24 protein-coding genes are annotated in these 24101 nt (G+C 35.8%); 13 read left to right on the top strand and 11 right to left on the bottom strand.

The genetic code is table 11. The annotated features are described in order from the left end of the window. The first annotated feature begins 26 nt into the window (after positions 1–26). Together Q0940_RS07340 and Q0940_RS07335 are read left to right on the top strand one after the other, a co-directional pair. On the top strand, positions 27–563 hold the full coding sequence (locus Q0940_RS07340; RefSeq protein WP_299266342.1) for a hypothetical protein: 537 nt from the start codon (positions 27–29) through the stop codon (positions 561–563). Positions 564–658: 95 nt separating this feature from the next. Then, positions 659–1300: a DUF2971 domain-containing protein gene (locus tag Q0940_RS07335; RefSeq protein ID WP_299266340.1), complete on the top strand. Its 642-nt coding sequence runs from the start codon at positions 659–661 to the stop codon at positions 1298–1300. A gap of 203 nt (positions 1301–1503) precedes the next feature. Here the strand turns inward: Q0940_RS07335 and Q0940_RS07330 are convergent, their stop codons facing one another. The 10 genes from Q0940_RS07330 to rpe form a co-directional block, all read right to left on the bottom strand. Beyond that, the gene (locus Q0940_RS07330) at positions 1504–1908 is read right to left on the bottom strand and encodes an OsmC family protein (protein ID WP_299266337.1); all 405 of its coding nucleotides are present in this window, start codon (positions 1906–1908) and stop codon (positions 1504–1506) included. 36 nt (positions 1909–1944) lie between these two features. Next, positions 1945–2295 (bottom strand): DUF3802 family protein, encoded by a 351-nt coding sequence (locus Q0940_RS07325; protein WP_299266334.1) that lies wholly within the window; start codon positions 2293–2295, stop codon positions 1945–1947. 81 nt (positions 2296–2376) lie between these two features. Further along, positions 2377–3183 carry a DUF1338 domain-containing protein gene (locus tag Q0940_RS07320; RefSeq protein ID WP_299266331.1) on the bottom strand — a complete coding sequence of 269 codons (807 nt, stop codon included), beginning with the start codon at positions 3181–3183 and terminating at the stop codon, positions 2377–2379. Between the two features lie 90 nt (positions 3184–3273). Then, positions 3274–4767 carry a succinylglutamate-semialdehyde dehydrogenase gene (gene astD / locus Q0940_RS07315; protein WP_299266329.1) on the bottom strand — a complete coding sequence of 498 codons (1494 nt, stop codon included), beginning with the start codon at positions 4765–4767 and terminating at the stop codon, positions 3274–3276. An 11-nt stretch (positions 4768–4778) separates the two neighbouring features. Next, entirely contained in the window at positions 4779–5804 is a 1026-nt protein-coding gene (astA, locus tag Q0940_RS07310) for an arginine N-succinyltransferase (protein ID WP_299266325.1), read from the bottom strand. Positions 5805–5866: 62 nt separating this feature from the next. Next, the gene (locus tag Q0940_RS07305; protein WP_299266322.1) at positions 5867–7072 is read right to left on the bottom strand and encodes an aspartate aminotransferase family protein; all 1206 of its coding nucleotides are present in this window, start codon (positions 7070–7072) and stop codon (positions 5867–5869) included. Positions 7073–7496: 424 nt separating this feature from the next. Next, positions 7497–8630 carry an HDOD domain-containing protein gene (locus Q0940_RS07300; RefSeq protein ID WP_299266320.1) on the bottom strand — a complete coding sequence of 378 codons (1134 nt, stop codon included), beginning with the start codon at positions 8628–8630 and terminating at the stop codon, positions 7497–7499. 72 nt (positions 8631–8702) lie between these two features. Further along, positions 8703–9281, bottom strand: coding sequence for an aminodeoxychorismate/anthranilate synthase component II (locus tag Q0940_RS07295; protein WP_299266318.1), 579 nt, complete (start codon positions 9279–9281; stop codon positions 8703–8705). Positions 9282–9356: 75 nt separating this feature from the next. Next, on the bottom strand, positions 9357–10355 hold the full coding sequence (gene trpS, locus Q0940_RS07290; RefSeq protein WP_299266315.1) for a tryptophan--tRNA ligase: 999 nt from the start codon (positions 10353–10355) through the stop codon (positions 9357–9359). A 156-nt stretch (positions 10356–10511) separates the two neighbouring features. Next, entirely contained in the window at positions 10512–11180 is a 669-nt protein-coding gene (rpe, locus tag Q0940_RS07285; RefSeq protein ID WP_299266312.1) for a ribulose-phosphate 3-epimerase, read from the bottom strand. A 230-nt stretch (positions 11181–11410) separates the two neighbouring features. Here rpe and Q0940_RS07280 point away from each other — a divergent pair, with 230 nt between their 5' ends. The 3 genes from Q0940_RS07280 (at position 11411) to Q0940_RS07270 (ending at position 13534) form a co-directional block, all read left to right on the top strand. Then, positions 11411–12043, top strand: a complete 633-nt coding sequence (locus Q0940_RS07280) for a TorF family putative porin (protein ID WP_299266309.1) — start codon at positions 11411–11413, stop codon at positions 12041–12043. Between the two features lie 120 nt (positions 12044–12163). Further along, on the top strand, positions 12164–12427 hold the full coding sequence (locus tag Q0940_RS07275) for a DUF4404 family protein (protein ID WP_299266306.1): 264 nt from the start codon (positions 12164–12166) through the stop codon (positions 12425–12427). 390 nt (positions 12428–12817) lie between these two features. Beyond that, entirely contained in the window at positions 12818–13534 is a 717-nt protein-coding gene (locus Q0940_RS07270) for a SapC family protein (protein ID WP_299266304.1), read from the top strand. 116 nt (positions 13535–13650) lie between these two features. On the opposite strand, the gene Q0940_RS07265 is transcribed toward Q0940_RS07270, so the two are convergent. After that, on the bottom strand, positions 13651–16299 hold the full coding sequence (locus tag Q0940_RS07265) for a penicillin-binding protein 1A (RefSeq protein ID WP_299266301.1): 2649 nt from the start codon (positions 16297–16299) through the stop codon (positions 13651–13653). Between the two features lie 145 nt (positions 16300–16444). Here Q0940_RS07265 and pilM point away from each other — a divergent pair, with 145 nt between their 5' ends. The 8 genes from pilM (at position 16445) to Q0940_RS07225 (ending at position 24100) form a co-directional block, all read left to right on the top strand. After that, complete coding sequence (pilM, locus tag Q0940_RS07260; protein WP_299266299.1) at positions 16445–17485, top strand: type IV pilus assembly protein PilM; 1041 nt, start codon at positions 16445–16447, stop codon at positions 17483–17485. Next, a complete protein-coding gene (locus tag Q0940_RS07255) occupies positions 17485–18078 on the top strand; it encodes a PilN domain-containing protein (RefSeq protein WP_299266297.1) in 594 nt (197 codons plus the stop codon). Before pilM ends, Q0940_RS07255 begins: the two co-directional genes overlap by 1 nt. Before the next feature lie 3 nt (positions 18079–18081). Continuing rightward, positions 18082–18696: a type 4a pilus biogenesis protein PilO gene (pilO, locus tag Q0940_RS07250; protein ID WP_299266294.1), complete on the top strand. Its 615-nt coding sequence runs from the start codon at positions 18082–18084 to the stop codon at positions 18694–18696. 1 nt (position 18697) lies between these two features. Then, positions 18698–19204, top strand: a complete 507-nt coding sequence (locus tag Q0940_RS07245; RefSeq protein ID WP_299266291.1) for a hypothetical protein — start codon at positions 18698–18700, stop codon at positions 19202–19204. A 75-nt stretch (positions 19205–19279) separates the two neighbouring features. Then, a complete protein-coding gene (pilQ, locus tag Q0940_RS07240; protein WP_299266288.1) occupies positions 19280–20734 on the top strand; it encodes a type IV pilus secretin PilQ in 1455 nt (484 codons plus the stop codon). 124 nt (positions 20735–20858) lie between these two features. Beyond that, complete coding sequence (gene aroK / locus Q0940_RS07235; protein WP_105051876.1) at positions 20859–21377, top strand: shikimate kinase AroK; 519 nt, start codon at positions 20859–20861, stop codon at positions 21375–21377. 18 nt (positions 21378–21395) lie between these two features. Next, entirely contained in the window at positions 21396–22460 is a 1065-nt protein-coding gene (gene aroB / locus Q0940_RS07230; RefSeq protein ID WP_299266281.1) for a 3-dehydroquinate synthase, read from the top strand. After that, entirely contained in the window at positions 22460–24100 is a 1641-nt protein-coding gene (locus Q0940_RS07225; protein WP_299266278.1) for an AAA family ATPase, read from the top strand. The genes aroB and Q0940_RS07225 overlap by 1 nt, the downstream gene beginning before the upstream one ends. Position 24101 lies beyond the last annotated feature (1 nt).

Here is a 24101-nt window from a genome sequence, read left to right as displayed (position 1 = left end):
CCTCGTTAGGTTTTTAAAGGAGTAGTATGTCTAAATTTCTTATTTTAATATTAATCGCTTTTTCTAGTTCTAGTTTTGCTACACAGCAAATTAAAGAAACTTTCATAGTTGATGGTGTTTCACAAGGTATTGAATCTAATCCTTTGGAGACTTTATTTACCTTTGAAGAAATACACTTAATGCTTGATTCTAAAGGTTTGTGTTCCGCTAATTGGCGAGGCTATCAAGGCACTTGGGAATTAAAGGACGGAGAATTATTCCTTAACTCTTTTGTTAAAGGCGCATGTAGCGATAACCCTCCATCAATAGATCCTGTCTTATTTTTTGGAGAAGAAGAATACCCAGTGAAAGCTAAATGGTTTAATGCAACTATCGAACTTCGGCTAAGTGAAAATCAATATACTGAATGCGTAACTCCAAATGGAGAAGAAGTAACTACCGGATATAGTTATGATGCTATGGTGTATGAGTTTTCAGCAGGTGATTTTGTTTATAAGTCAAAGAAAAGTATAAAACACGTGTGGCAACGAAACCTAACAAGCTGTACAAATGGAACAAAATAAAGTTGGCTATTTTCGTTCCTCACCAATTTTAGCAAACCTAAATTCACTCCATAACCAGGCGTTAGCATGCCATCGTTGGACTCAATGAGAATTATATGAAACTTTATAAGTTTAAATCTTTAGAAGGTGATGGTTTTCTACACTCGTTAGATATGATTGTAAATCAACGAATATTTCTCCCTCCTTGTAAGGCATTAAATGACCCTCTTGAAGGAAGTTGGAATCGTACTGAATCAATAGTAGAACTATTGGTAGATAATAACTCTATAGATATTAGAGATAAACTATTCTTTAAAATTGCCTTAAAAAGAACAGTCAGCTTCACCCGTTGTTTTAAAAATGAGCTTTTATGGGCGCATTATGCCGGTGGCTATTCAGGCGTGTGTTTTGAATATGACTTATCTCCTGAAGAGTACGATATCAGGAAAATAGAGTATAATGGTCCACCATCAATTTCTATAGAACAAACAAAAGAGATATTAGATGGAAAACTACAACCACAGGATCTTGGGATTTTAAATAGTAAATCTAGTTGCTGGGAATATGAAAATGAATATAGGCTATTCCAGAATGAGTATTCTAAAGACGAATATATTTCCGCTGTTCCAACACGAATAATTTTTGGAATGAGAGGCCTTAAATATGATAGTGTTTTTCGTCAAATATCTAACAAGTATGGTATTCAAATAACCTATTTAATGAGTAATAATAATGAATTTAGTACGTTGGATTTATAAGGGTATGCTAACAAGTATTTAAAGTGGGACTGCTAACAGTTTGCTCGGTTCCGCTCCGTTGGACATTTTTAGCAAGCTATTACCCGTCCCTGAATGGGGCGTTAAATTAACCCCATGTCTACTTTTACGAGGTCACATCAAGCTTACAGCTTACAGCTTACAGCTTACAGCTTACAGCTTACAGCTTACAGCTTACAGCTCGACTAAGCTTGCTTAATCTCAAAACTATGCGTAATTGTCGCTGAGTTTTCTAGCATCTTCGCTACTGAGCAGTATTTGTCGGCAGACAGTGCTACGGCACGTTCTACGTGTTTTTCTACTACGTCTGTGCCTGTTACTACAAAGTTAAGGTGAATAGAAGTAAATACCTTAGGGACGGTTTCAGCACGTTCTGCGCTTAGTTCTACATCTACATTTTGAATTTTTTGACGGGCTTTTTCTAAGATAGAAACCACATCTATTGCGCTACAGCTACCAACCGACATTAGAACCATTTCCATTGGTGATGGTGCGCCACCTTCACGGTCGCCGTCGATAACAACTTTATGACCCGTTTCTGAATGACCAACAAAGGCCATTCCATCAATCCAAGATATTTTTGCTTTCATGTTTTCTACTTTTGAGTTTTTTATTTTGGGAAACGATTAATCTAATAATTCAGCAATGGCTGAATCAAATACATTTTTAATTAAACCAGCAAATTCATGGATAAACTCAGCTTGCTCTTCTGTCGCATGGTTAGTCCAATAACCTTCTAGCACTTGTTGAATATCATAAACAATACCATCAACTTCACGCACGATAATCGCTCTGTGATTGATCTCTAATGCTTCTTGTTGGGTGCATAAATTGATGATCTGCTCAGACAATTCTTCTTCCATCAAGGTTTCAATTGTTGGCATGTCGGCAACTGGAGCCGTTGTATTATGAAATATTGATTTGCTGGTTGTTAAATAATCTATTAATTGATCATATGCTGGTTTATCTGTGACCATTGCTAATACCTATAAAAAATACCTATAAAGTTAAGTTGGTTCAGTAAAAATAAAGATCACTGAACCAAGATTCCCTATAATCTAACCTTTTACGTTGGTACTTTCAAAGATCTTATCAGCAGAAGCTGCAACAAAACCGGTATAAAGTTCGCCAGAAGGTAGCGGATAACGTAATGCAAACTCATAAAAACAGCTTGGAATAGTGAAATTACCGTCACTGAAGTTAGCTACTGCAGAGTCTGCCATTGTTGAAGATTGCTCTAACAATACGTCAGCAGAACCTTTAATTTCGCCACCGGCACTGTTTAATACAAAATCAGAAGCTTTTAATTTTTCATTAACTTGTTCAATAGTTGAGTACTGACTAAGTTGGTTGATGCTTACTGTGAAGTGGTTTGCTCGGTAACCCCAAGCGGCCATCCATGCGGCATATTCACTTTCTTCAAGTAGCATTTTGTATTCAGCATGACTTACTTTCCAATGCGTACCTGAGTACGGGAAGTTATCGGCTGTGACGGCATCAATAGAAATTTGATCAACCATGTTATGAATAATGGTTTGTACATTCTGTGGGAATTCTTCAACCAGTAATTCACTGATAAATACTTTTGGTAATTCAGTATTAGGGTGTTCAAAGTGTTTGGCTTTTAATTTTTTAGCAACAAAATCATAATCGCCACAATCTTTATAACCTAAAGCTTCAAAATGAGCGGCTAACTTTGCTAAATTTACTTTTTCAATATTAAAAGTACGTAATGCAATATGATCATTAATAACATCTTTACCGTTTTGCTCACCTAAAAGCGTGTGAATTTTGTCAGCAGAAGGGGTAACGGTTAAGTAATTTTGCCAAAGGTTATCAAATAGTTCGTTTACATTTTTATGCATAGTATTTCTTCCTAAACAAAGTTATTAAAAAGGCAGCTAAGCTGCCTTTAATATGTACCGGTTAATATATAAATGGCGTAACTAAAAAATCTAGATAGAAAGACCAGGACTTAACGTTGCTGGTAATTCAACTTTATCTAGTTCAACAGAAGCGACTGGGTAAGCGCAGTAGTCAGCAGCATAATAAGCGCTGGCTCTGTGATTACCACTTTGACCAATTCCACCAAATGGAGCGGCACTGCTTGCGCCTGTAATTGGACGGTTCCAGTTAACGATTCCTGCACGGATACGGCTTAAGAAGCGGTCGTATAAGGCAGCATCATCACTTAATAAACCTGCTGATAAACCAAATGATGTGTCGTTAGCCAGTTCAATTGCGTGGTCAAAATCTTTGAATCGGAATACTTTTAATAATGGACCAAAGTGTTCGTCATCTGGGAAGTTTTTGATGTTAGTGCAATCAATGATCCCTGGAGATACAAAACCAGTTTCTTCTTTTAGGTGAACAAGCTCAACGAGAACTTCGCCACCCATTTCAACTAATTCTTGTTGTACTGCAACCATACCTAGTGCTGCAGTTTCAGAGATCATAGATCCCATAAACGGCTCTGGAGCGCCTTCAAGTAAAGAATCACCAACAACGATAGCCTTTGTTGATTCAATCAATTTAGCTAGTACTGCGTCACCTTCAGGGCCTTCTGGCAACATTAAACGACGAGCACAAGTACAACGTTGTCCACTAGTTACAAAAGCAGACTGAATAATGTCGTGTACAACCGCGTTGGTATTACTTGCGTTAGAAACGATAAGTGGATTATTACCCCCCATTTCAAGCGCTAATATTTTACCCGGTTGAGCTGCAAATTGTTTATGTAGAATGTGACCAGTACCAGAACTACCAGTAAAGAATAAGCCGTCAATTTGCGGGTGGTTAGCTAATGCTTTACCCGTTTCAACTTCACCTTGAACTAAGTTTAATACGCCAGCAGGTAAGCCCGCTTTTTCCCATAACTCAACCATAAGTTGCGCAAACATAGGTGTGAGTTCACTTGGCTTAAATACCACTGTATTACCAGCGATTAATGCTGGAACTATGTGTCCGTTTGGTAAATGCCCTGGGAAATTATAAGGGCCATAAATCGCAACAACACCATGTGGACGGTGACGTAACATTGCTTTACCAACTGGCATGGCATTTTCTTTTGTGCCAGTGCGTTCGAAATACGCTTTCTCAGAAATAGCGACTTTACCAATCATAGCGCCAATTTCAGTACGAGTTTCCCATAAAGGTTTACCCGTTTCCATTGCAATGGCCATTGCTAGTTGTTCTTTGTATTCGCCAAGAAGCTCAGCGAATTTTTTAGCGATAGTTAAACGTTCTTCAACGGTTTTATCTGCCCAAGGCAAAAATGCAGCGCGTGCTGCTAAAACTGCGTCATTAACTTGCGCAACTGTGGCTGACTTTGCTTGCCAAAGAGGTTCGTCAGTTGAAGGGTTTAATGATTCTAATTCATGGCCTTGACCTGCATGCCATTGACCATTAATGAATTGGCCATCGATAAATTTATTTTCAGATTGAGTCATTATTTTGCTCTCTATATTAATTTAACTGCACGAAGCTGTTCACCAGCGGATACTTTAAGTGCATCAGCAATTTCTTGTGTGATTTGAATCGTCAACAGTGTTTTATCTAATTGTGCGGTGGCTGCCGTCGCTCGGAACAATTCAACTTCAAGGTTAGACATTAAAACATGGTCTTCCCCAGTTAATTGTTCAACAACTTCAACGGTATATAAGTTACTGCCTTGAACACTGCGTAATTGTGACAAGTTTGCTTCTACAGTGGGGCCAGCATCAAAAATATCAACATAGCCTTTCCAACTAAATCCTTCAGATTTTAATAAGTTTAACGCAGGCGCTGTATTCTCATGCACTTTACCAATAACTTCTTGTGCCGCTTTTGATAACAAATTTACATACACTGGATATTTAGGCATAAGCTCTGCGATAAATACTTTTTGACCAATGCCTGATAAGTAATCGGCTGTTGGGAAATCTAAGGAGAAGAAGTTGTCTTCTAACCACTGCCAAAACGGTGATTGACCTTCGTCATTAGAAACGCCGCGCATTTCTGCAATAACAGTTTCTGAAAATCTAGCTTTATTTTGTGCCAAAAATAAGAAACGACATTTACTTAATACTCGACCGTTTATTCCTTCACGATAAGGTTCTCTTAGGAATAACGTGCATAATTCAGATGCACCTGTGTAGTCATTACAAAGGGTTAATACTTCAGCTGTATTGTAAACTTTTAACTCTCGGCTGTTGTGTACAACCTTACTTAGATGATAATGATAAAACGCATCAGTTAAGCCAACAGAAGACTCAATACCAGTCGTACCCATAATTTGGCCCGTTTCGGTATCTTCCATTACAAATAAATAACTGTGATCACAAGGTTCATCGCCAACATCTTCACTAAATGATGCTGCTGCATTGTTTATTTTTTTGGCAATTAGTTCTTCGTTAACCGGTAACGAAGTAAAGCCATGACCTGATTCCACTGCAATTTTCAGTAACTCAGCATAGTCTTTTTGTTGTATAGGGCGCACTACAAACATGCCGTATTCCTTTTATAGAACAAAGCCAATGCATAACATTGGCTTTTTATTCATGAGTTAAATTATGCGTTTACGATTGCTGCAACAGCTGACTCAAAACGAGCTAACCCTTGTTCAATATCGTCTAAAGGAATAACAAGAGAAGGGGTAAATCTAATCACGCTTGCTCCTGCAACTAAGATCATAAGACCTTGTTCAATTGCTGCGTTTAAGAAGTCTTTAGCTCGGCCTTGGTAGCTTTCAGTTAATTCAGCACCAACTAATAAACCTTGACCACGAATGTCAGCAAATACATTGTATTTTGCATTGATGGCTTTTAATCCATCTTTAATAATAGTTTCACGTTGTTTTACACCAGTTAATACTTCTGGAGTATTAACGGTATCAAATGCCGCTTCACCAACTGCACACGCTAGTGGATTACCGCCATAAGTTGAACCGTGAGTACCAATTTTTAAATGAGCGGCTAGTTCAGTCGTTGTTAACATAGCGCCAATAGGGAAACCGCCACCTAGTGCTTTAGCTGTAGTTAAAATATCCGGAGTCACACCTAATCCCATGTAAGCGTATAATTCACCAGTACGGCCAACACCTGTTTGTACTTCGTCAAAAATCATTAGTGCGTTGTGTTTGTCACATAAGTCACGTACACCCTGCATAAATTCTTTTGTTGGTGAAATGATACCGCCTTCACCTTGTAATGGCTCAAGCATAACAGCACAAGTATTGTCAGATATAAGCGCTTCTAAGCTTGCTAAGTCGTTATATTCAGCATGATCAATATCACCCGGTTTAGGGCCAAAACCATCTGAGTAAGCAGCTTGACCACCAACGGTAACTGTAAAGAAAGTACGACCGTGGAAACCTTTATTAAATGCGATAATTTGAGATTTCTGTTCACCATGAGTTTCTAATGCCCAACGACGTGCAAGTTTAAGAGCCGCTTCATTAGCTTCTGCACCAGAGTTGGCGAAATATACTTTTTCGGCGAATGTCGCGTTTACCAGTTTTTCAGCTAAGCGTAATGCAGGTTCATTGGTCATTACATTACTTAAATGCCAAAGTTTTTCACCTTGCTCTTTTAATGCCGCAACTAGATTTGGATGACAATGACCTAAACAGTTAACAGCAATGCCGCCAGCAAAGTCGATATATTCTTTATCGTTTTGATCCCATACTCGAGAACCTGAACCTTTAACTGGAATTACTTGTGAAGGAGAATAGTTTGGAACCATTACTGAATCGAATAACGCTCTGTTTACAGTCATTTCTTAACCTTAAATATGTTGTCTCAGTACTTAACTTAAAGAGGGTTTACAACGCTCTAAATATGTTTAATACAAATGGAATTAAATATTACACTTTATGTTTTTATTGTGGAATATTTAATTTCTATATATTGCTACTCTATTAACAAAAATTACCAATGTTTTACGTAATAATTAGTCAAAATTTAATTGATTATTGCAGAAAATATAACAGAAGTCTCCTTTTGTAATTGTCTGATACACCTTTAAAATTGGGCTGTTCAATATAATTTCGATAAATGTGAATAATTATTGATGTGTTTAAAGTTACTGATGTATCAATTGAAATAACGAGGGATTAGCTAGAATAGACTTAATATGATGAGTTGTCGTTGTTTAGGGCAAGTTACGGTTAATGAGTAACCTGCATACTTGCCCATTATATTTATTTGGTATATTTGATATTTGTAAGATTAACTTGATTCAATTCAGCGATAACCGTGTTGTTAATTTTATAATTGGTTAAAAATATTTTTGCTTCATCGAGTTCAATTAAACGTGCTTTTTGCAATATTTTATATTGTGCAAATGTACGAGCTTGCATTAATACTTGGGTCATAGGACTTGCTTGGGCAAATGTTAATTTGTTTTTTATTTCTTCAGCGTAAGGTGCGACAACGGCGTATTTTAAACCTAACTTTTCAAAGATTTTGTAAGATATTTGGTTAGAAAACTTACTTAGCGCTTCACTAATAAAGTTTGGATCACTTTCTAGGCTGTTAAGTACTTTTTCAATATCTCTACGGCCTGTTTTTAATGAGTCTTTCATTTGTGCAATTCGGACAGTATCAAATGCACGTAAGTACAAACGTAATGCGACTGAAGTACCAATAGCGTGAAATAAGCCTAAGAAAAATGCCACAACTTCATTTAATCCATTGTACTTAGCTAGTTGTCTTGAGCAATTAGCGGTAGCGATTGCATATTGCCAATAGCGGGTTTTAAATGTGTTATATGGTTCAGTACTATGAGGTAGCCAGTGTTGAGCTGCTAGTGATAGAACGACTAGTTTAGTGTTGTCTAATCCTATATAGCGAATAGCTAAACCTAAATTTTGAACTTTAGGTTTAATTGATTTAGCTTGGCGAAAAGGAGGGTTGTTTATGGTCTCGATAAACTTGCTTTTTAACCAAGGTATTGTTGTGATAATTTGTTCAAATTGAGTTGCACCAGAAGCTTTAGCGGCACAAGCATCAAATAGCTTAGGTAACTCAGGTTCAAAATTTAGTAGTTCAGTAAAAATATAATCTGGGTCAGCAACGCGTTGTTCTAAATATTCGAATAGCGTTTCATGGAAAAATTCACTGACATAAACTTTAAACTCTTGCTCAGTTTCTTGTCTTTTTTGCTTTTTTTCTTGAGCTTTTGCTTCAATATCTAATAACGCACGGGTAGAACTTTGACGTAATTCCTCACGGTTGAACCCTAGTCGAGACAATGCGAAGTCATCAGAAAGCAGTAAGTCTGCAAAGCGTGACTCGACAAAAGATGCTGTTTTTTGATAATTAGGGTTATTCATATAATAATTATTATTCAGTTTATTTTAGTTATTGAGCTAGATGCAAGTTACATCAATACTATTAGAATTTGATCAATATGTCAGGAAATTTGACAATAATTTATGACCAAATTGGGTTAATACCGACTCTGGATGAAATTGTACACCTATGACGGGGTAATTTTTTAATTTCAACGCCATAAGTTCCTGTTTTTTATTATTTTCATCACATACCCATGCCGTTGCTTGGATTTGTTCAGGTAATGTATTTTCATCAACAATTAAAGAATGGTAACGAGTAACGGTAAATGGATTGTCAATTCCTATAAAAATATCAGTTTTAGAATGAATGATATTTGAGGTTTTACCGTGCATAACTTTTTTTGCTCTTATTACTGTAGCACCAAAAGCTTGTGCAATCGCTTGATGACCTAAACATACACCCAATATCGGCACGTTTTTATAGAACTGAAGAATAATATCTTTTGATAACCCAGCCTGTTCGGGTGTTCCAGGGCCTGGGGATATAACAATATGATCTGGGTTTATTTGTTTGATCTGCTCAATTGTTATTTGGTCATTACGTTTAACTAAGACTTCTTGGCCTAAGGCTCTAAAATATTGCACTAAGGTATAAGTAAAAGAGTCGTAGTTATCAATCATTAACAGCATAAATCTAATCTATAAATATATGTAGGATATTATAACTACAGACCACCCAAAATAGATGGCCTGTAAACAGTTAGATTATGGCTTTACAAAACCAATCGCGTCATAAACTGCAGATAGTGTTTTTTCTGCCTTTGCGGATGCTTTTTCTGCGCCTAATTTCATAATGCGGCTTAATTCTGCTTGGTCATCTCTAATTTGATAAAAACGTTTTTGAATTGGTTCAATCATACTAACCACAGCATCGGCGGTATCTTTTTTCAAATGGCCGTACATTTTGTCTTCATAATCAGGTACTAAATCGGCAATAGACTTACCTGTAGCAACACTCAATAAAGTTAAAAGATTTGAAACCCCAGGTTTTTCTTTACGATCAAAATAAATGCGTGCTTGTTCATCTGAGTCCGTGACTGCTTTTTTCAGTTTCTTTTCTATTTTTTTAGGCTCATCCAACAACATGATAAAACCATTTAGGTTTTCATCAGACTTTGACATTTTTTTGGTTGGCTCTTGTAGGCTCATCACTCGGGCACCAAACTCTGGAATATATGGTTCAGGCACAGTGAAGATATCACCATGGATATTATTAAAACGCGTTGCTATGTCGCGGGTTAATTCTAAATGTTGCTTTTGATCTTCGCCTACAGGTACTTTATCTGCTTGATACAAAAGAATATCAGCCGCTTGCAATGCAGGGTAAGCAAAAAGCCCAACGTTAATATTATTTTGGTTTTTTGATGACTTATCTTTAAATTGAGTCATACGGTTTAGCTCACCCATTTGGGTGTAACAGCTTAACGCCCAAGCCAATTGAGCATGTTCTTTTACTTGAGATTGTACAAATAAGGCTGATTTATCAGGGTCGATTCCACAGGCCGTATATAAGGCAATGCCGTCTAATGTACGTTCATGTAACGTTTTAGGATCTTGGCGAACGGTTATCGCATGTAAGTCAGCAAGCATAAAGAAACAGTCATGATCTTGTTGTAATGTTAGCCATTGGTTGATGGCACCAATGTAATTACCTATTGTCATTCCGCCTGTGGTTTGGATCCCACTTAAAACTGTCTGTGTCATAACTGTCCCATCATTTGATATTTTTGATTACTATTATTGATATATTATTCAATGCACGAAAGGTCGACATTGTAACCTTAAAATTTGGTTGCGCAATCTAGCAAGGAAGTTAATTAGCTAATTACTTACTTAATAGCGCAGGTATTATTGATTTATCTAATCTTGTAGTTGGGCAAAAGCTTGTTCAATTGCTAATTTTCGATCTTCTTTATTAAAGATAGCTGAGCCCATTACAAACGTATCTGCACCTGCATCAGCGATCGTTCTGATGTTTTGTTGGTTAACGCCACCGTCCACAGAAATTCGAATATTCTTGTTATGCTTTAACGCCATTGCTCTTACACGCTTTATTTTATCTAACGTGCTAGGAATAAAGGATTGCCCACCAAAACCAGGATTAACTGACATTATTAGTACCATATCCAACTCATTAATGGACTCTTCAATTAATGTCAGCGATGTAGCCGGATTTAATACTAACCCCACTTGGCAGCCTAGTTCTTTAACTAATGCGATAGAACGATTGATATGCTTGGATGCTTCCGGATGAAAACTAATTGAAGTCGCTCCTGCTTTGGCAAATTGCTCTATCATATTATCAACAGGTTCAACCATTAAATGAACATCTATAGGGGCTGTAATACCATGTTCTCTAAGGGCTGAGCAGATCATTGAACCAAATGTTAAATTAGGCACGTAATGATTGTCCATCACATCAAAGTGAACCCACTGACAACCACCTGCTAATACTTCGTTAACTTCATCACCTAACTTTGCAAAATTAGCAGATAGTATTGAAGGGGCTATTATTGGTTTATTCGGCATTTTTATAACTCTTATAATTTTATCAAATCCTGCACCATATTGGGCGCGTCTTGCACCTTATTGGTAAGGTTGAAGTAATTTTGTTCATTCGTTTAAAAAAAGTACAACAATATCAACCATGTATAACTCGGCATGTATGTTGAATTAGTTGAACTGGTTAAATTTATAACAATAACAAATTAATACCTATAACACATAAAAAAAATTATAATAATTTAAGGACGAACAAAATGAAAAACAACATAAAAAAAACTATTTTAGCGACTTTATTAGGTGCATCAACTTTAGTTTCTGCAGCTGCACAAGCTGAATGGTCATCTAACGCTGGTTTTGTATCTCAATATCACTTCCGAGGAATTCAACAAACCGCTGGTGCTTCAGCAAGTGGTGGTTTTGATTATGAAAGCGGTTCATTCTCTTTCGGAACATGGGCTGCTGACGTGCAAGATGGGTTAGAAATTGATCTGTACGGTGCATTCTCAATGGAAACAGAGGGTGGTTTTGGCTTTAGCATTGGTGCAACAACGTACCAATATACTGGTGATTTTGATACATCATATAATGAAGTTAACTTAAACTTTGGCAAAGGAGCATTTAGTGCTGAAGTTTCAGTTGGTACATGGGCTGAAGGTATGGCTGATGGCAGCGATGCTAGCTATACTTTCATCGCTGGTACATATGAAGCTGATAGTGGTTTATATGGAACTGTAGGTGCATTTTCAGGTGATATTGAAGGTTCTTATGTTGAAGCTGGTTACGGTACTACCGTTGCTGATTTAGATATTGGTATATCGCTAATTATAAGTGGTAGTGATTTAAGCGATGATGAAGCTTTAGTCTTCAGCATTGGTAAGTCATTTTAAGTTTTATTGATATAGATTAAAAAATGCCGGCCTAGTGTCGGCATTTTTGTTTGCTTTATACTCTGAATATTAAACAATATAGGTTATGCTAGCGTCACTGAATTGGATATTGGAAAAATAATGAACCCAACTAATATTTTAGAATCAATAATTAAGTTACGCTCAGAATTAGAAACAACTAAAAATGTAGAACCAGAAGTATTGGAACAAGTTAAGTTGTTTCAAAATGAGGTTCAGGAAAAAGTAGATTCAAATGAATTTAAAGCTGAAGAATCTATTTTTGACCAATTGTTAGAATTAGAAACTGATTTTGCTGCAAACCATCCCACTCTAGAAAAACTCACTCGCGACGTTATTGATAAATTATCATTAATGGGGATCTAGATTTCAGCCTAAGCCGAACACTTTGTTTGAATTATAGGCAGTTAAACAACAAATCTGATCTTTCTCTTGTAGTGACCTTTAATTCTGGCATATCGTCCATATGTCTTTTTGTAGCAATATATAGATAGCATTAAGTAGTTATGGACTTTTCTGCCTTAAATAAATCTGCCGCAAATTCGTTCAACCAACAAAAATCTTTAATCAAAAAGGTTTTGGCTGGAAAAACGGTTAAATGTAGTAATTGTGAAACGTTAATTAGCATTAAAACTAGTGCAGATAGTGTCATTATCAAATGTGAGAAGAACTGCACTGATATAAAACTTGACGCTGAATTAATGAAATAAAAATTTGAGTTGGTAAAACCGACCTGGAACATATTGGAGAATTAAAATGGCAGATAACTTTCAGCCTTTACATAAAGAAACACATAAAAATATTAAAATAAAACCTGCTACATCTGTAGAAGATTTAGCTACTCAACACGCATTAGGCGTTGTTGTTCAAGAATTTGCTTTAGCAGGTAATCAATACCCAATTGCTTTTGTACAAGGTAAAGATCAAGAAGGTTACTTCCCTGTAGCGCTTCTAGGTTTAGAGCCAAATAAAAACTTGTTCGTGAATGCTGATAACAAGTGGGAAGGTATGTATATGCCAGCTCGTTATACTCACAAACCATTCTCAGTTATTCCAAGTAAAGAAGATGCTAACCTTTTTGGTATCGCGATTAATATAGACAGTGCAGTTGTTTCTGAGGGTGAAGGCGAAGCCTTATTTACAGAAACTGGTGAAGAAACTGAATATTTAGCAAAGCGTAAAAAGTCGCTGATTTCTTATGTTGAACATGAGCAGATCACTAAAGGATTTATTGACGAGTTAGTTAAATTAGATCTTTTACACCCGCAAAACATCAATGTTAAAGTGAGTGAAAAAGAATTTAACTTAAATGGTTTGTTTATTGTTGATGAGAAAAAGCTTTCTGCACTTTCGGATGAAGATTTCCTTGGTTTACGTAAACGTGGATTCTTAGGTCCTATCTATGCTCACTTAGGTTCAATGCATCAAGTAAATAACTTGATCCAAAAGCAAGTGGCTAGAGATAAAGCTTAATTAAAATATTGCATACTTAACTTAAGTACGTAAATAAATAATTAAGTCAGTCATAAAAAAACCTCGTTTAAACGAGGTTTTTTTATGACTAAAATTCCTATCAATTAAACAAACTATTAGAACAATTCGTCATCTTCTTTTATTTGATCTTTGTTTAACCTGATTGGTGAATTATTATCAGTGTATTTAGTTGGTTCCGTACCTTTTATAAAGTATTCCCATTGGCTTGTATAATCGGTTTTACGGGATAATAAACCAGTATCTTCGTCTATTCTTACTGATATTAGACCTTCTGGAATTTCACGACTACTGACAGGAATAGACGGCAGTATTTCTTTCATAAATGCTATCCATGCTGGCAATGCTGACTTAGCGCCAGACTCTCCACCCTTAGTTTGGTCGTCACCTAAATTGCTGTTGTGCTGGACTGAACCAAGTGGTCGACCGGGTTCATCAAAACCTAACCAGCTAGTTGCAGTTATTTTGCTATTAAATCCAGTAAACCAAGTATCTATCGCGTCATTAGTTGTACCTGTTTTACCAGATAAATCTCGACGACGTAATGATTGTGCTTTCCATGCTGTGCCATTCCAACCTGTTTTATTTGCCCAACTACCACCGCCCCAAATAGTATCGTTCATTGCATCGGCAATTAAAAATGCATTCGCAGCAGAGATCACCCTAGGCGCTGGTTCAATATAGCTTTCCTCTTCAGGTATGCTTTCAATAGAATCGGCAAGGTAAGTAGGCTCTTTAGGTGCAGGTGGTACATAACCAGCAACTACCTTAGTGTTCTTAAATAAAATCTCGCCATTTGAGTTTTCTACTCTATCTATTACTTGATTACGTACAAGGTAACCACCATTAGCAAATACACTCATGGCTGTAACAACAGAAATTGGCGTTAATGCCGCAGAGCCTAACGATAATGATTCGTTTCTTGGTAGATCTGACTTATTAAAACCAAATTTTGCCATATGGTTTATAGCTCTGCTTATCCCCACTGAACGAAGCAGTCTTACCGACATAACGTTTTTCGATTGTGCTAGCCCTCTTCTTACTCGAGTAGGTCCACCATACGTTGGTGGTGAATTTTTAGGACGCCATGCTGTGCCTAATTTATTGTCCCATTTATTAATTGGAGCATCATTAATTAAACTAGCTAGTGTATAACCATTGTCTAATGCCGCTGAGTAAACAAATGGTTTTATATTTGAACCTATTTGACGTTTAGCCTGCGTAATACGATCAAATTGATTATTGCCAAAATAATAACCACCAACAGAAGCTTTTATATCACCATTAGTTGGATCAATTGCAATAAAGGCACCACTTACATCTGGAATTTGACTTAACCTATAACTGTTATCTGGGTTTGGGCGTAGCCATACCAATGCTCCAGCTTGAATTATTTGTGCAACTATTTTAGGTGCAGGGCCTTGTTCGTTATCGGTAATATAAGGTCTAGCCCATTTCAAATCATCCCAATCTAGAACTTCAATAACGCCAGACTTTAATTGAACATAAGCCGTTTTATCAGTTAAGTTAGTCACAATAGCTGGTACTAAGTCATCATAATCTTTAAGTGTATTTAAATGGTCGTTAATTTGTTCAAACGACCATGAATTGTTTTCAGAAGGCTCATAATCGCCGGCATCATTAAAAGCAGTAAAGTCATTTTCAGCAAATAGCTCATCACTTGCTTCATTATTATTAGAGTCTCCATTAGCCGATGTTTCTACCTCAGGAGCCTCTTCAGTAGAAGGTTCTTGGTAAACTATTTCAGGCTCTCGCCATAAATAGGTAACAGGGCCTCTGTAACCATGTCTTTCATCATAATCATGAATGTTATCTTTTACTGCTTTTTGAGCTGCGCTTTGAGCTTTAGAATCAATGGTTGTATAAACATTAAAACCTTCTGTATAAGCACGTTCAATACCATACTTTTCAACTATTTTTTTACGAACATCTTCGGCAACATAAGGAGCGTAGGATGTGATTTTAGCACCATGTTGTTTTGCGGTTACTGGTTGCGCAACTGCCTCATCGTATGTTTCTTGGTCGATTGCACCAACGATTAACATTCTGCTTAATACGGTATTACGTCTTTGTTTAGATTTTTCAGGGTATCGCAGTGGATTGTAATTAGACGGAGCTTTAGGTAACCCTGCTATTGTGGCCATTTGCGCTAATGTAAGATCTTTTAAATCTTTTCCATAATAAACCTGTGCCGCGGCTCCAGCACCATAGGCTCTATTGCCAAAGAAAGTCTTATTAAAATAGAGAGTTAAAATCTCATCTTTGGTTAATAACTGTTCAATGTGAAGCGCAATATAAATTTCTTTTATTTTACGAATTGCCGTTCTATCTAATGTTAGGAATGCATTACGAGCAAACTGCATAGTAACGGTACTGGCTCCACGTGGTCTTCCTAAAATAATAGTGTCAAATGCGGCTTTTAATACACCTATTGGATCAATCCCGTAATGATAATAAAAACGAGAATCTTCCGTTGCTAATAAAGCATCAATAAGTGTCTGTGGGATCTCGTCATGGGAAAGAGGGATCCTACGCTTTTCACCAAACTGTGATATTAGCTCGCCATCAGCTGAATATACTTTCATCGGAATTTGGAAACGAACGTCTCGTATTACTTCCTCAGTTGGTAATTCGTCTTTTATATAGTAGTAAAAACCAATTACTAAAATAAGGGCAGTGAACACGCCGAATAGGAAAAGTTTAAAAAGTCGTTTAAGCCAAATCATCAAATACATCAAAGCTGAATAAAAAAGAGGCAGTAATTTTAGTCTATGTAGTGGCAAATGATAAGTGAAAAATTAAATATCATTTTTGTATTGATTTTGGGTAATTGTATTCTAGTCTTAAATTACAGCTGAAAGGAGATCTGATATGTGGTTAAAAGCTATTAAAAACCTACTTTATAGGGACGATTTATACTTGGGGATTGATATAGGGTCTAGCTCCATTAAGGCAATTGTTTTATTTAAATTGGCTGGAGAAATAAGGTTAATGTCTGTCGTTATTGTGCCTTTATCACAAGGAACATTAAAAAATAAAGAAGTTTATGGACTAGATGAATTTGAAAATGCTCTAAAATCATTGCGTAATTTTATTCCTAAGCCAATCAAAAAAGCGGTTATTGCCATCACAGGCTCTCAAGTCATCACTAAAATTATTCAAGTTGATCGTTCTTTAACAGAAATAGAAGTCGAATATTACCTTTATGGCAATTTAAAGTTAGTCACCGAAAAAATGGCAGGTGAAGTCAACATCGATTTCACCGTGTTAGGAAATAATAAGGTTGATGAAAACTTAAAAGATGTTTTTGTTGTTGTGGCTAAAAAAAACTTAATTGATGCAAGAACAGCATCATTGAAAAGAGTTGGTTTTAATACAGCGGTTGTTGATTTAGAAACACATGCAATTACAAGAAGCTTACAACTTGAGTATTCTCTAGCGAGTCACGATTTAATGGGGGTATTTGCTAATCTTCATATTGGTGAGGTAACTTCGTTGTTTATGGTATTAATCGATGGAGAGCTCGTATTTAGCCGAGAATTAAACATAGGAGTCGCTCAATTAATAAATAGAAATGTTGATAAATTAACTGCTGCATCAAAAAATAATGATTTATTAAATAATAGTTCAGTAGATAAGTTAGTTGCACAACTCAGACATTGTCAGCAAAGTTACTTAGCTATTGTTGATGAGCGGTTTATTGAACATTGGATTTGTTCTGGCGGAGGATCTCATTTTCCTGAGTTGATAACTTATTTAACCAATTTATTGAAAGCAACTATAAATATTTGTCAGCCTTTAAATGGACTTGTTGCTATAGATAGTAAAGTGGATTTGGCAAAGCAGAATCTTATGTCGGTGCAAGGTAGTTTTCAAGTCGCTTTAGGTTTGGCTGCTAGAGGATTAGATTAATGGTGGAGATTAATTTAATGCGCTGGCGTTCTAGTCTGAGACAACAGCAATATAAACAATTTATCGTAAGCATCTTGTCAGCTATTTTACTTGCTATATTTTTTGTGTGGAAGTTATCTGTTTGGTCTCAAACGGAAGTGACTCAGCAAGGTAATATATTGCAGCAAAAAGCTTTATTTTTGAAACAAGTTAAATTGCCTGCTGAAAATGAAAGACTATCTCTTTCAAGCTTAGATGTTTACCAACAGCAATATATGCAGATAAAAACAATACTGTTAAGCCATTATCAAGCAAATGAGTTATTTCTAGCATTAGATGGGTTATTACCTCAAAAAGTAATATTAACTGAACTTCATTTTAGAGGGGGACAACTTTGGTTAAAAGGCGTAAGCCATTCAAATGATTCACTAACTGTTTTTTTAGATCAATTAGGACAGTCTTCCTTGTTTCAACAACCTAAAATAAGCTTTTCGTTGCAAAATAATACGCCTTCTTTGCAAAGAGATCGTTATTCAAAACATATTTTGTTTGAGGATGAGATAAGTAAATATTTTGAAATTTATGTGTTACTGAATAACAGTCTTGAGGTTTAGTTTATGTTTGGTAATCGCATTCATTTCACAATTCCTTTGCATTTACCCTATGTTACTTTTAGTCGTGTTAAATACAGAGTGCTAGCGAGCTTAATAATTTTTTTAACTGTATTGGTTATTGGAGGATTATTATTTATCTATCCAAATTTACAATATGCTTCTGAATTAAGTGATGAAATAACTAAAACCCAAGACCATATAAAAGCAAAAAAAAACCTTCTAGCACAACAAGATAAATTACTGGAGTTACAACAACACTTAAAACGAGTGTTAACGCCTTTTGTTATAAAACAGCCAGATTATTTAGTCACAACCAATTTGATCACTGAAGTGGAAAATTGGAGTAAACAGCATAATTTACAGTTGAATAAAGTGACTTGGGGGCAATTAAAGCAAGATAAAGATTTAAAAACTCAAGCTGTGAGTTTGTCTTTTTCTGGGACTTATCAGCAGTTAATTAATTTATTTGAGTTTGTCGGTCAGTATTATGGTTTTGTTGTAATTTCTGAGTTCAAAATACATAGCGATAACAGCTCTGAAAGTCACAAAGAGAAAGCCTCAAAAATATTGCTAGAGCTAAATTTAGATATCGTTATGTTAAATATGGATTGGCAATAAAATGAATTATTACACAGAGATAAAATGTATTTATGCATTCAAAAACATAAAGTTTTATTTCGGTGTTTCACTATTTATATTGTTGTTAGCTTGCTCTAGTTATGCATTTGTTCAAAAACAAAATAGTGATTTAGACATGACTCTATATCCAGAATTGATTTATAAAACAGAAAAAATGTCCATCACAAGAAATTTATTTAGTTTTGAAACAAATTCAAATTCAAATTTTAATTTTTATGGTAAAGAAATATCAACTCTTAATGATCAAAGTATTCATGGGCAAGTAACTTGTGATGAATGGTCTAAAAAAATTAAATATTTAGGCACATTTAAAGCTAAAGCAGAAACTTGGGTGCTAGTACAAAATTCTAAATTGATAATAGATAAAGTTAAAAAAGGTGAACCCATTAGTGACTCAGAATTAATAATTTTTGATATAGCTGAAAGTAACTTTACTACAACGAAAGAAGGTATGACTGCATGTTCTTTTCAAAAAGTAAGTTATTGAATACTTTAATTTATTTAACTAAATAGTTTAGCTTTAGTCGTTACTTTAGCTTAAATATTTAACAAGGATGTTAAAATGATGATCAATTTATTCTGCGAAGCTCGCCCTTTAACTCAAATTCCTCAAAGTTCCATTAAGAGTTTAGCTAGGCGTCTAACTAAGAACTTAAATAGGCATTTAACCAAGACCTTAACTAGACATTTAATTAAGTGCTTAGCACTATCCATTCTAGTCATTAGTTCTATAACCTTGTCGAATGCTCAAGAATTTAAGAAAAAGTCACTTGTGTCTTTTAATGTGATTGATATTCCAGTGCGCTCAGCATTACAAACCATCGCCGATTCCCAACAACTTAATTTAGTTATGTCAGAAAATGTGACAGGCACAATTAGTTTGAATTTGACTGATGTAGATTGGCAGCAAGCTTTACAAATAATATTAGATTTATGTGGGTTACAGGAAAAAATTGTCGGTAATGTATTACTTATCAATACATTAAAGGAATCTGAGGGCCAGCTAACAACTAAGTTAGAAACTCAGAATAAGCTTGATGAATTTGAACCTTTGTTATCTGAATTTATTCAAATTAACTATGCAAAGGCTGCAGACATAGCCAAACTAATTAAAACAGGAACGGATTCAATACTTACAAGTAGAGGGCAGGTGACGGTAGATACCAGAACCAACACTTTATTGATCAGGGATACTGTTAAAGGGTTAGATACACTAAAGTCTGCTATAGAAACGTTAGATATCCCAGTAAAACAAGTATTAATTGAAGCTAGAATGGTGACAGTACGGGATAATATGTATGAGCAATTGGGTATTCGTTGGGGAATGTCAGGCTCTTCGGCTGATAATGATACTCAGAATGTGTATTCGGGTACGTTAAACGGTATTGAACAAATCCAGGATGGTAGCTCTGAGCAAAGCTTTGTAGATAGGCTTAATGTTAATTTGCCAGTGGCTAGTCCAGCAGGCAGTTTAGCGCTACAACTGGCTAAATTATCTGATGGTTCTTTGCTAGACTTGGAATTATCAGTATTAGAACGAGAAAATAAAGGTGAAATTGTTGCATCACCTAGGATATTAGCGTCTAATCAGAACATGTCTCGTATTGAGCAGGGTACTGAGATACCATATGTTCAAACCGCAGCTCATGGTGCGACGAGTGTGGCTTTTAAAAAAGCAGTACTAAGCCTTGAAGTAACACCGCAGATCACTCCAGATAATAATGTCATTTTGGAACTTAACATCACACAAGATGCCCGTGGTGATATTGTTTCCACATCGACAGGACCTGCTGTAGCAATCGATACTCAACAAATAAGAACTAAAGTGTCGGTGAAAAATGGTGAAACCATTGTTTTAGGTGGTATATACCAACAACAAGTAATAGAGTCGGTGACTAAAGTACCTTGGTTAGGGGATATTCCATACCTAGGTAGGTTATTTAGAACGGATTCAAAGTTCACTGAAAAGAGGGAGTTATTGATTTTTGTAACCCCTCAAATAGTGAATGATATTTAAAAATCCAACCATTACTTGCTTTTCATAGCGTTTTTTTGCGATAATTCGCGCCTTATTTTTCGTGGACGTGTGAAAGACGTCAAGATTTTGTAGTAATTAAATAATAGTATTTGAATTAGGTAATATGGCTGAAAAACGAAACATCTTCTTAGTGGGTCCTATGGGGGCTGGTAAAAGCACCATCGGTAGACACTTAGCCGAGCAATTGCATTTGCAATTTGTTGACTCTGATCAAGAAATAGAGCGCCGTACTGGTGCAGATATCGCTTGGGTATTTGATCTCGAAGGTGAAGAAGGCTTCCGAATTCGAGAAGAATCTGTTATCTCTGAGCTAACGGAAAAACAAGGTATAGTTTTAGCAACGGGCGGTGGTTCCGTTGTAAGTAAAGAAATACGTAATCGTTTATCAGCTCGTGGCATAGTTGTTTATTTAGAAACACCTATTGAAAAACAAGTTGCTCGTACACAACGAGACAAACGTCGTCCTTTATTACAAACAGAAGAGCCAGCTCGTGATGTATTAATTCGCTTAGCTGAAGAACGTAGTCCTCTTTATGAAGAAGTGGCTGACATTGTTGTAAAAACTGACGAGCAAAGCGCACGAGTTGTTGCAAACGATATAATCAAAAAATTAGACTTTTAATAGCAAGGGGCTGTCAAAATGGAAACAGTAGAAGTTTCTTTAGGTGAACGCAGCTATCCAATTTATATAAAATCAGGAGCTATCAGTGATAGCTCCTTTTTTGTGCCTCATATTAAGGGCACAAAAGTAGTTGTGATCACAAATACGACACTTGAACCATTATTTTCAAGCAAAATTCTTAATGCTTTAAAAGATTTTGACGTTAATATTTTTAGTATTGAAGATGGCGAATCGTTTAAAACATTAGCTAGCTATGAAAAAATCATGAGTTATTTATTAGAAAATAACTATGGTCGTGATGTTACTTTAGTGGCGTTAGGTGGTGGTGTTATTGGCGATATTACCGGTTTTGTTGCTGCAACTTACCAACGTGGTGTTAACTTTATTCAAGTCCCGACTACTTTATTATCTCAAGTAGATTCATCCGTTGGTGGTAAAACTGCGGTTAATCACCCTCTTGGAAAAAATATGATTGGTGCTTTTTATCAGCCTAAAGCCGTGATCATCGACATAGATACTTTATCAACATTACCTAAAAAACAATTCTCAGCTGGAATGGCTGAAGTCATTAAATATGGTGTATTAGGTGATATTGAATTTTTTGAATACTTAGAGAATAATCATCAAGCCATTAATGACATGGACACCAGTTTTTTGATCAATATCATAAAAAGTTGCTGTCAAAATAAAGCCGATATTGTCAATCAAGATGAAAAAGAGTCAGGAGTTCGTGCTTTATTAAATTTAGGCCATACATTTGGCCATGCCATTGAAGCTGAAATGGGCTATGGCGTTTGGCTGCACGGTGAAGCCGTTGCTGTTGGCATGGTTCAAGCAAGTGAATTAGCACAGCTACGTGGTTGGTTAACAACTGATGATGTAGAAAGAGTAAAAAGCCTGAATCAAAACTTTGGTTTGCCTAGTAAGGGACCTGAGAGTATGACATTAGATAATTATCTTGTGCATATGAAAAAAGATAAGAAAGTTCAGGCAGATACCATAAGATTTGTATTGCCGAAACAGATAGGTAAAGCGATACTAGTGAATGATGTAACTGAAAGTGAATTAAAAAATATTTTATAATGACCTTAGTGAATACAGAGACAGAACAATTTTACATTCCAGCCTCACGCCATGCTTTTATAAAAAAAGTACAAGCGGGCTTAACGCACTCTAAAATTGTTGCAATTGAAGGTTGCCAAGGTATTGGTAAAACCATATTAATTGAAGAAGTCTTAACACTTACATCACCTAATGGTAATAAATGTTATTTAACTGCAGCTCGTTCAATAAACGACATACAAATACGCAGTCGCATAATAGAGCAACTTTTTGGCAATATATTATTTGATCCTGAGGTGCCGTTATTAACGTCGTTTATTGAATTTAATAACAACAGTGAAATGTTAATAGCCATTGATAATGCGCATTACTTAAGTGGCAAAATTATTGGTGAGTTATTACAGTTATTTAGTGAAGCCAATAATTTAGGCATTCAACTTAAATTAGTGATGACATTTGATAAAACCATAGCTTCTACTTTAATGAATGTTAAATCTAATTTCCTTGTTATTCTTCCAGTTCCTTTATTAACAAAACAAGAAAGTTATCAACTATTAGCTCAATACGTAATTGATATTCCAGCCCAAACCAATAACCGTATTAAACGTTGGATAGAGAATTCAGCTGGTCTGCCAATACAATTACTGGCATATAAAGATGCTGGAGATAGCTCTAGTGAAGGTGAACCTTTTAATATTAAGTTATGGGTGTCTATATTAGTCACTAGTAGCTTGTTATTAGCCTTGGGTATATATCTTTATCGTATGGGGATCATCGCCAACCAACAAGTCTCACCGACAAATACCTCTAATGTGGTCAAGCCTTGGCATAATGTAACTGAATCTAATGCTGCATTAACTCAAAATGGCAGCGGAAATAATAAAACTAGTACTGAAGTTGTCGTACCTGAAAAGGAAATGGCACAAATAGTGATCAGTCGTACAGCCAGTTCAGAGCAAATCTTTTCTGAATTAATGAATGAAAAACCAGCTGTCGGTAATCAAAAAGTAGAGAAAAATCCAACAACAGATTTGATTTTAGCCGAATTAACGAAGCAGAAAGGCACCAAAGAAAAAGAAACTCAGTTAAATGCAGAGGATGTTGCTTTAAAAGATAGCACTTCAAAAGCATCGACTGAACAAAACAGCACAGTTAATTCCAAAGTAAAAAATCCCACGCCTCAAGATGAGCCAATCGATATGGATTTTTTCTTATACCCAGAGGGCGAACAAGCAACAAAAGAACAAGCTGTTAAGAATAAGGAGTTGGCTAAGATTGACGCTGAACCAACATTAGATCAATTAATGAAAGAAGACTCTGCATTAGTTGAACAGCAGAAAGCGAAAGAAAATCCTTATAATATCAACAATGAAGAGTTCTTTTCTCTGCCAGCAGAGTTATTTGTCTTACAACTTACTGCGGTTAGTAGCGAACCTGTATTAGGTCAATATTTAGAATCGATTTCCTATGATAGAAAGAAAATACGTATTTATAAAATAAGACGAAATAACAATGATTGGCTAGTAGTTACTTATGGCTTATTCGACACTATCGACGAAGCAAGAAAAACAGCTGCATCTATAGCACCTAATGCTTGGGCTAAATCAATAAGTGTGATCCAACAACAAATATTAGCGTTCGATCACGCTAAACCAAAGTAGT

Source organism: uncultured Psychrosphaera sp., from assembly GCF_947500655.1.
Lineage (GTDB): Bacteria > Pseudomonadota > Gammaproteobacteria > Enterobacterales > Alteromonadaceae > Psychrosphaera.
This window is presented reverse-complemented; position numbering and strand designations above follow the sequence as displayed.

Excerpts from the sequence above, each read along its gene's own strand:
- Q0940_RS07340 (WP_299266342.1), top strand. The coding sequence starts at position 27 with ATGTCTAAATTTCTTATTTTAATATTAATCGCTTTTTCTAGTTCTAGT.
- Q0940_RS07335 (WP_299266340.1), top strand. The coding sequence starts at position 659 with ATGAAACTTTATAAGTTTAAATCTTTAGAAGGTGATGGTTTTCTACAC.
- Q0940_RS07330 (WP_299266337.1), bottom strand. The coding sequence starts at position 1,908 with ATGAAAGCAAAAATATCTTGGATTGATGGAATGGCCTTTGTTGGTCAT.
- Q0940_RS07325 (WP_299266334.1), bottom strand. The coding sequence starts at position 2,295 with ATGGTCACAGATAAACCAGCATATGATCAATTAATAGATTATTTAACA.
- Q0940_RS07320 (WP_299266331.1), bottom strand. The coding sequence starts at position 3,183 with ATGCATAAAAATGTAAACGAACTATTTGATAACCTTTGGCAAAATTAC.
- astD (WP_299266329.1), bottom strand. The coding sequence starts at position 4,767 with ATGACTCAATCTGAAAATAAATTTATCGATGGCCAATTCATTAATGGT.
- astA (WP_299266325.1), bottom strand. The coding sequence starts at position 5,804 with ATGTTTGTAGTGCGCCCTATACAACAAAAAGACTATGCTGAGTTACTG.
- Q0940_RS07305 (WP_299266322.1), bottom strand. The coding sequence starts at position 7,072 with ATGACTGTAAACAGAGCGTTATTCGATTCAGTAATGGTTCCAAACTAT.
- Q0940_RS07300 (WP_299266320.1), bottom strand. The coding sequence starts at position 8,630 with ATGAATAACCCTAATTATCAAAAAACAGCATCTTTTGTCGAGTCACGC.
- Q0940_RS07295 (WP_299266318.1), bottom strand. The coding sequence starts at position 9,281 with ATGCTGTTAATGATTGATAACTACGACTCTTTTACTTATACCTTAGTG.
- trpS (WP_299266315.1), bottom strand. The coding sequence starts at position 10,355 with ATGACACAGACAGTTTTAAGTGGGATCCAAACCACAGGCGGAATGACA.
- rpe (WP_299266312.1), bottom strand. The coding sequence starts at position 11,180 with ATGCCGAATAAACCAATAATAGCCCCTTCAATACTATCTGCTAATTTT.
- Q0940_RS07280 (WP_299266309.1), top strand. The coding sequence starts at position 11,411 with ATGAAAAACAACATAAAAAAAACTATTTTAGCGACTTTATTAGGTGCA.
- Q0940_RS07275 (WP_299266306.1), top strand. The coding sequence starts at position 12,164 with ATGAACCCAACTAATATTTTAGAATCAATAATTAAGTTACGCTCAGAA.
- Q0940_RS07270 (WP_299266304.1), top strand. The coding sequence starts at position 12,818 with ATGGCAGATAACTTTCAGCCTTTACATAAAGAAACACATAAAAATATT.
- Q0940_RS07265 (WP_299266301.1), bottom strand. The coding sequence starts at position 16,299 with ATGATTTGGCTTAAACGACTTTTTAAACTTTTCCTATTCGGCGTGTTC.
- pilM (WP_299266299.1), top strand. The coding sequence starts at position 16,445 with ATGTGGTTAAAAGCTATTAAAAACCTACTTTATAGGGACGATTTATAC.
- Q0940_RS07255 (WP_299266297.1), top strand. The coding sequence starts at position 17,485 with ATGGTGGAGATTAATTTAATGCGCTGGCGTTCTAGTCTGAGACAACAG.
- pilO (WP_299266294.1), top strand. The coding sequence starts at position 18,082 with ATGTTTGGTAATCGCATTCATTTCACAATTCCTTTGCATTTACCCTAT.
- Q0940_RS07245 (WP_299266291.1), top strand. The coding sequence starts at position 18,698 with ATGAATTATTACACAGAGATAAAATGTATTTATGCATTCAAAAACATA.
- pilQ (WP_299266288.1), top strand. The coding sequence starts at position 19,280 with ATGATGATCAATTTATTCTGCGAAGCTCGCCCTTTAACTCAAATTCCT.
- aroK (WP_105051876.1), top strand. The coding sequence starts at position 20,859 with ATGGCTGAAAAACGAAACATCTTCTTAGTGGGTCCTATGGGGGCTGGT.
- aroB (WP_299266281.1), top strand. The coding sequence starts at position 21,396 with ATGGAAACAGTAGAAGTTTCTTTAGGTGAACGCAGCTATCCAATTTAT.
- Q0940_RS07225 (WP_299266278.1), top strand. The coding sequence starts at position 22,460 with ATGACCTTAGTGAATACAGAGACAGAACAATTTTACATTCCAGCCTCA.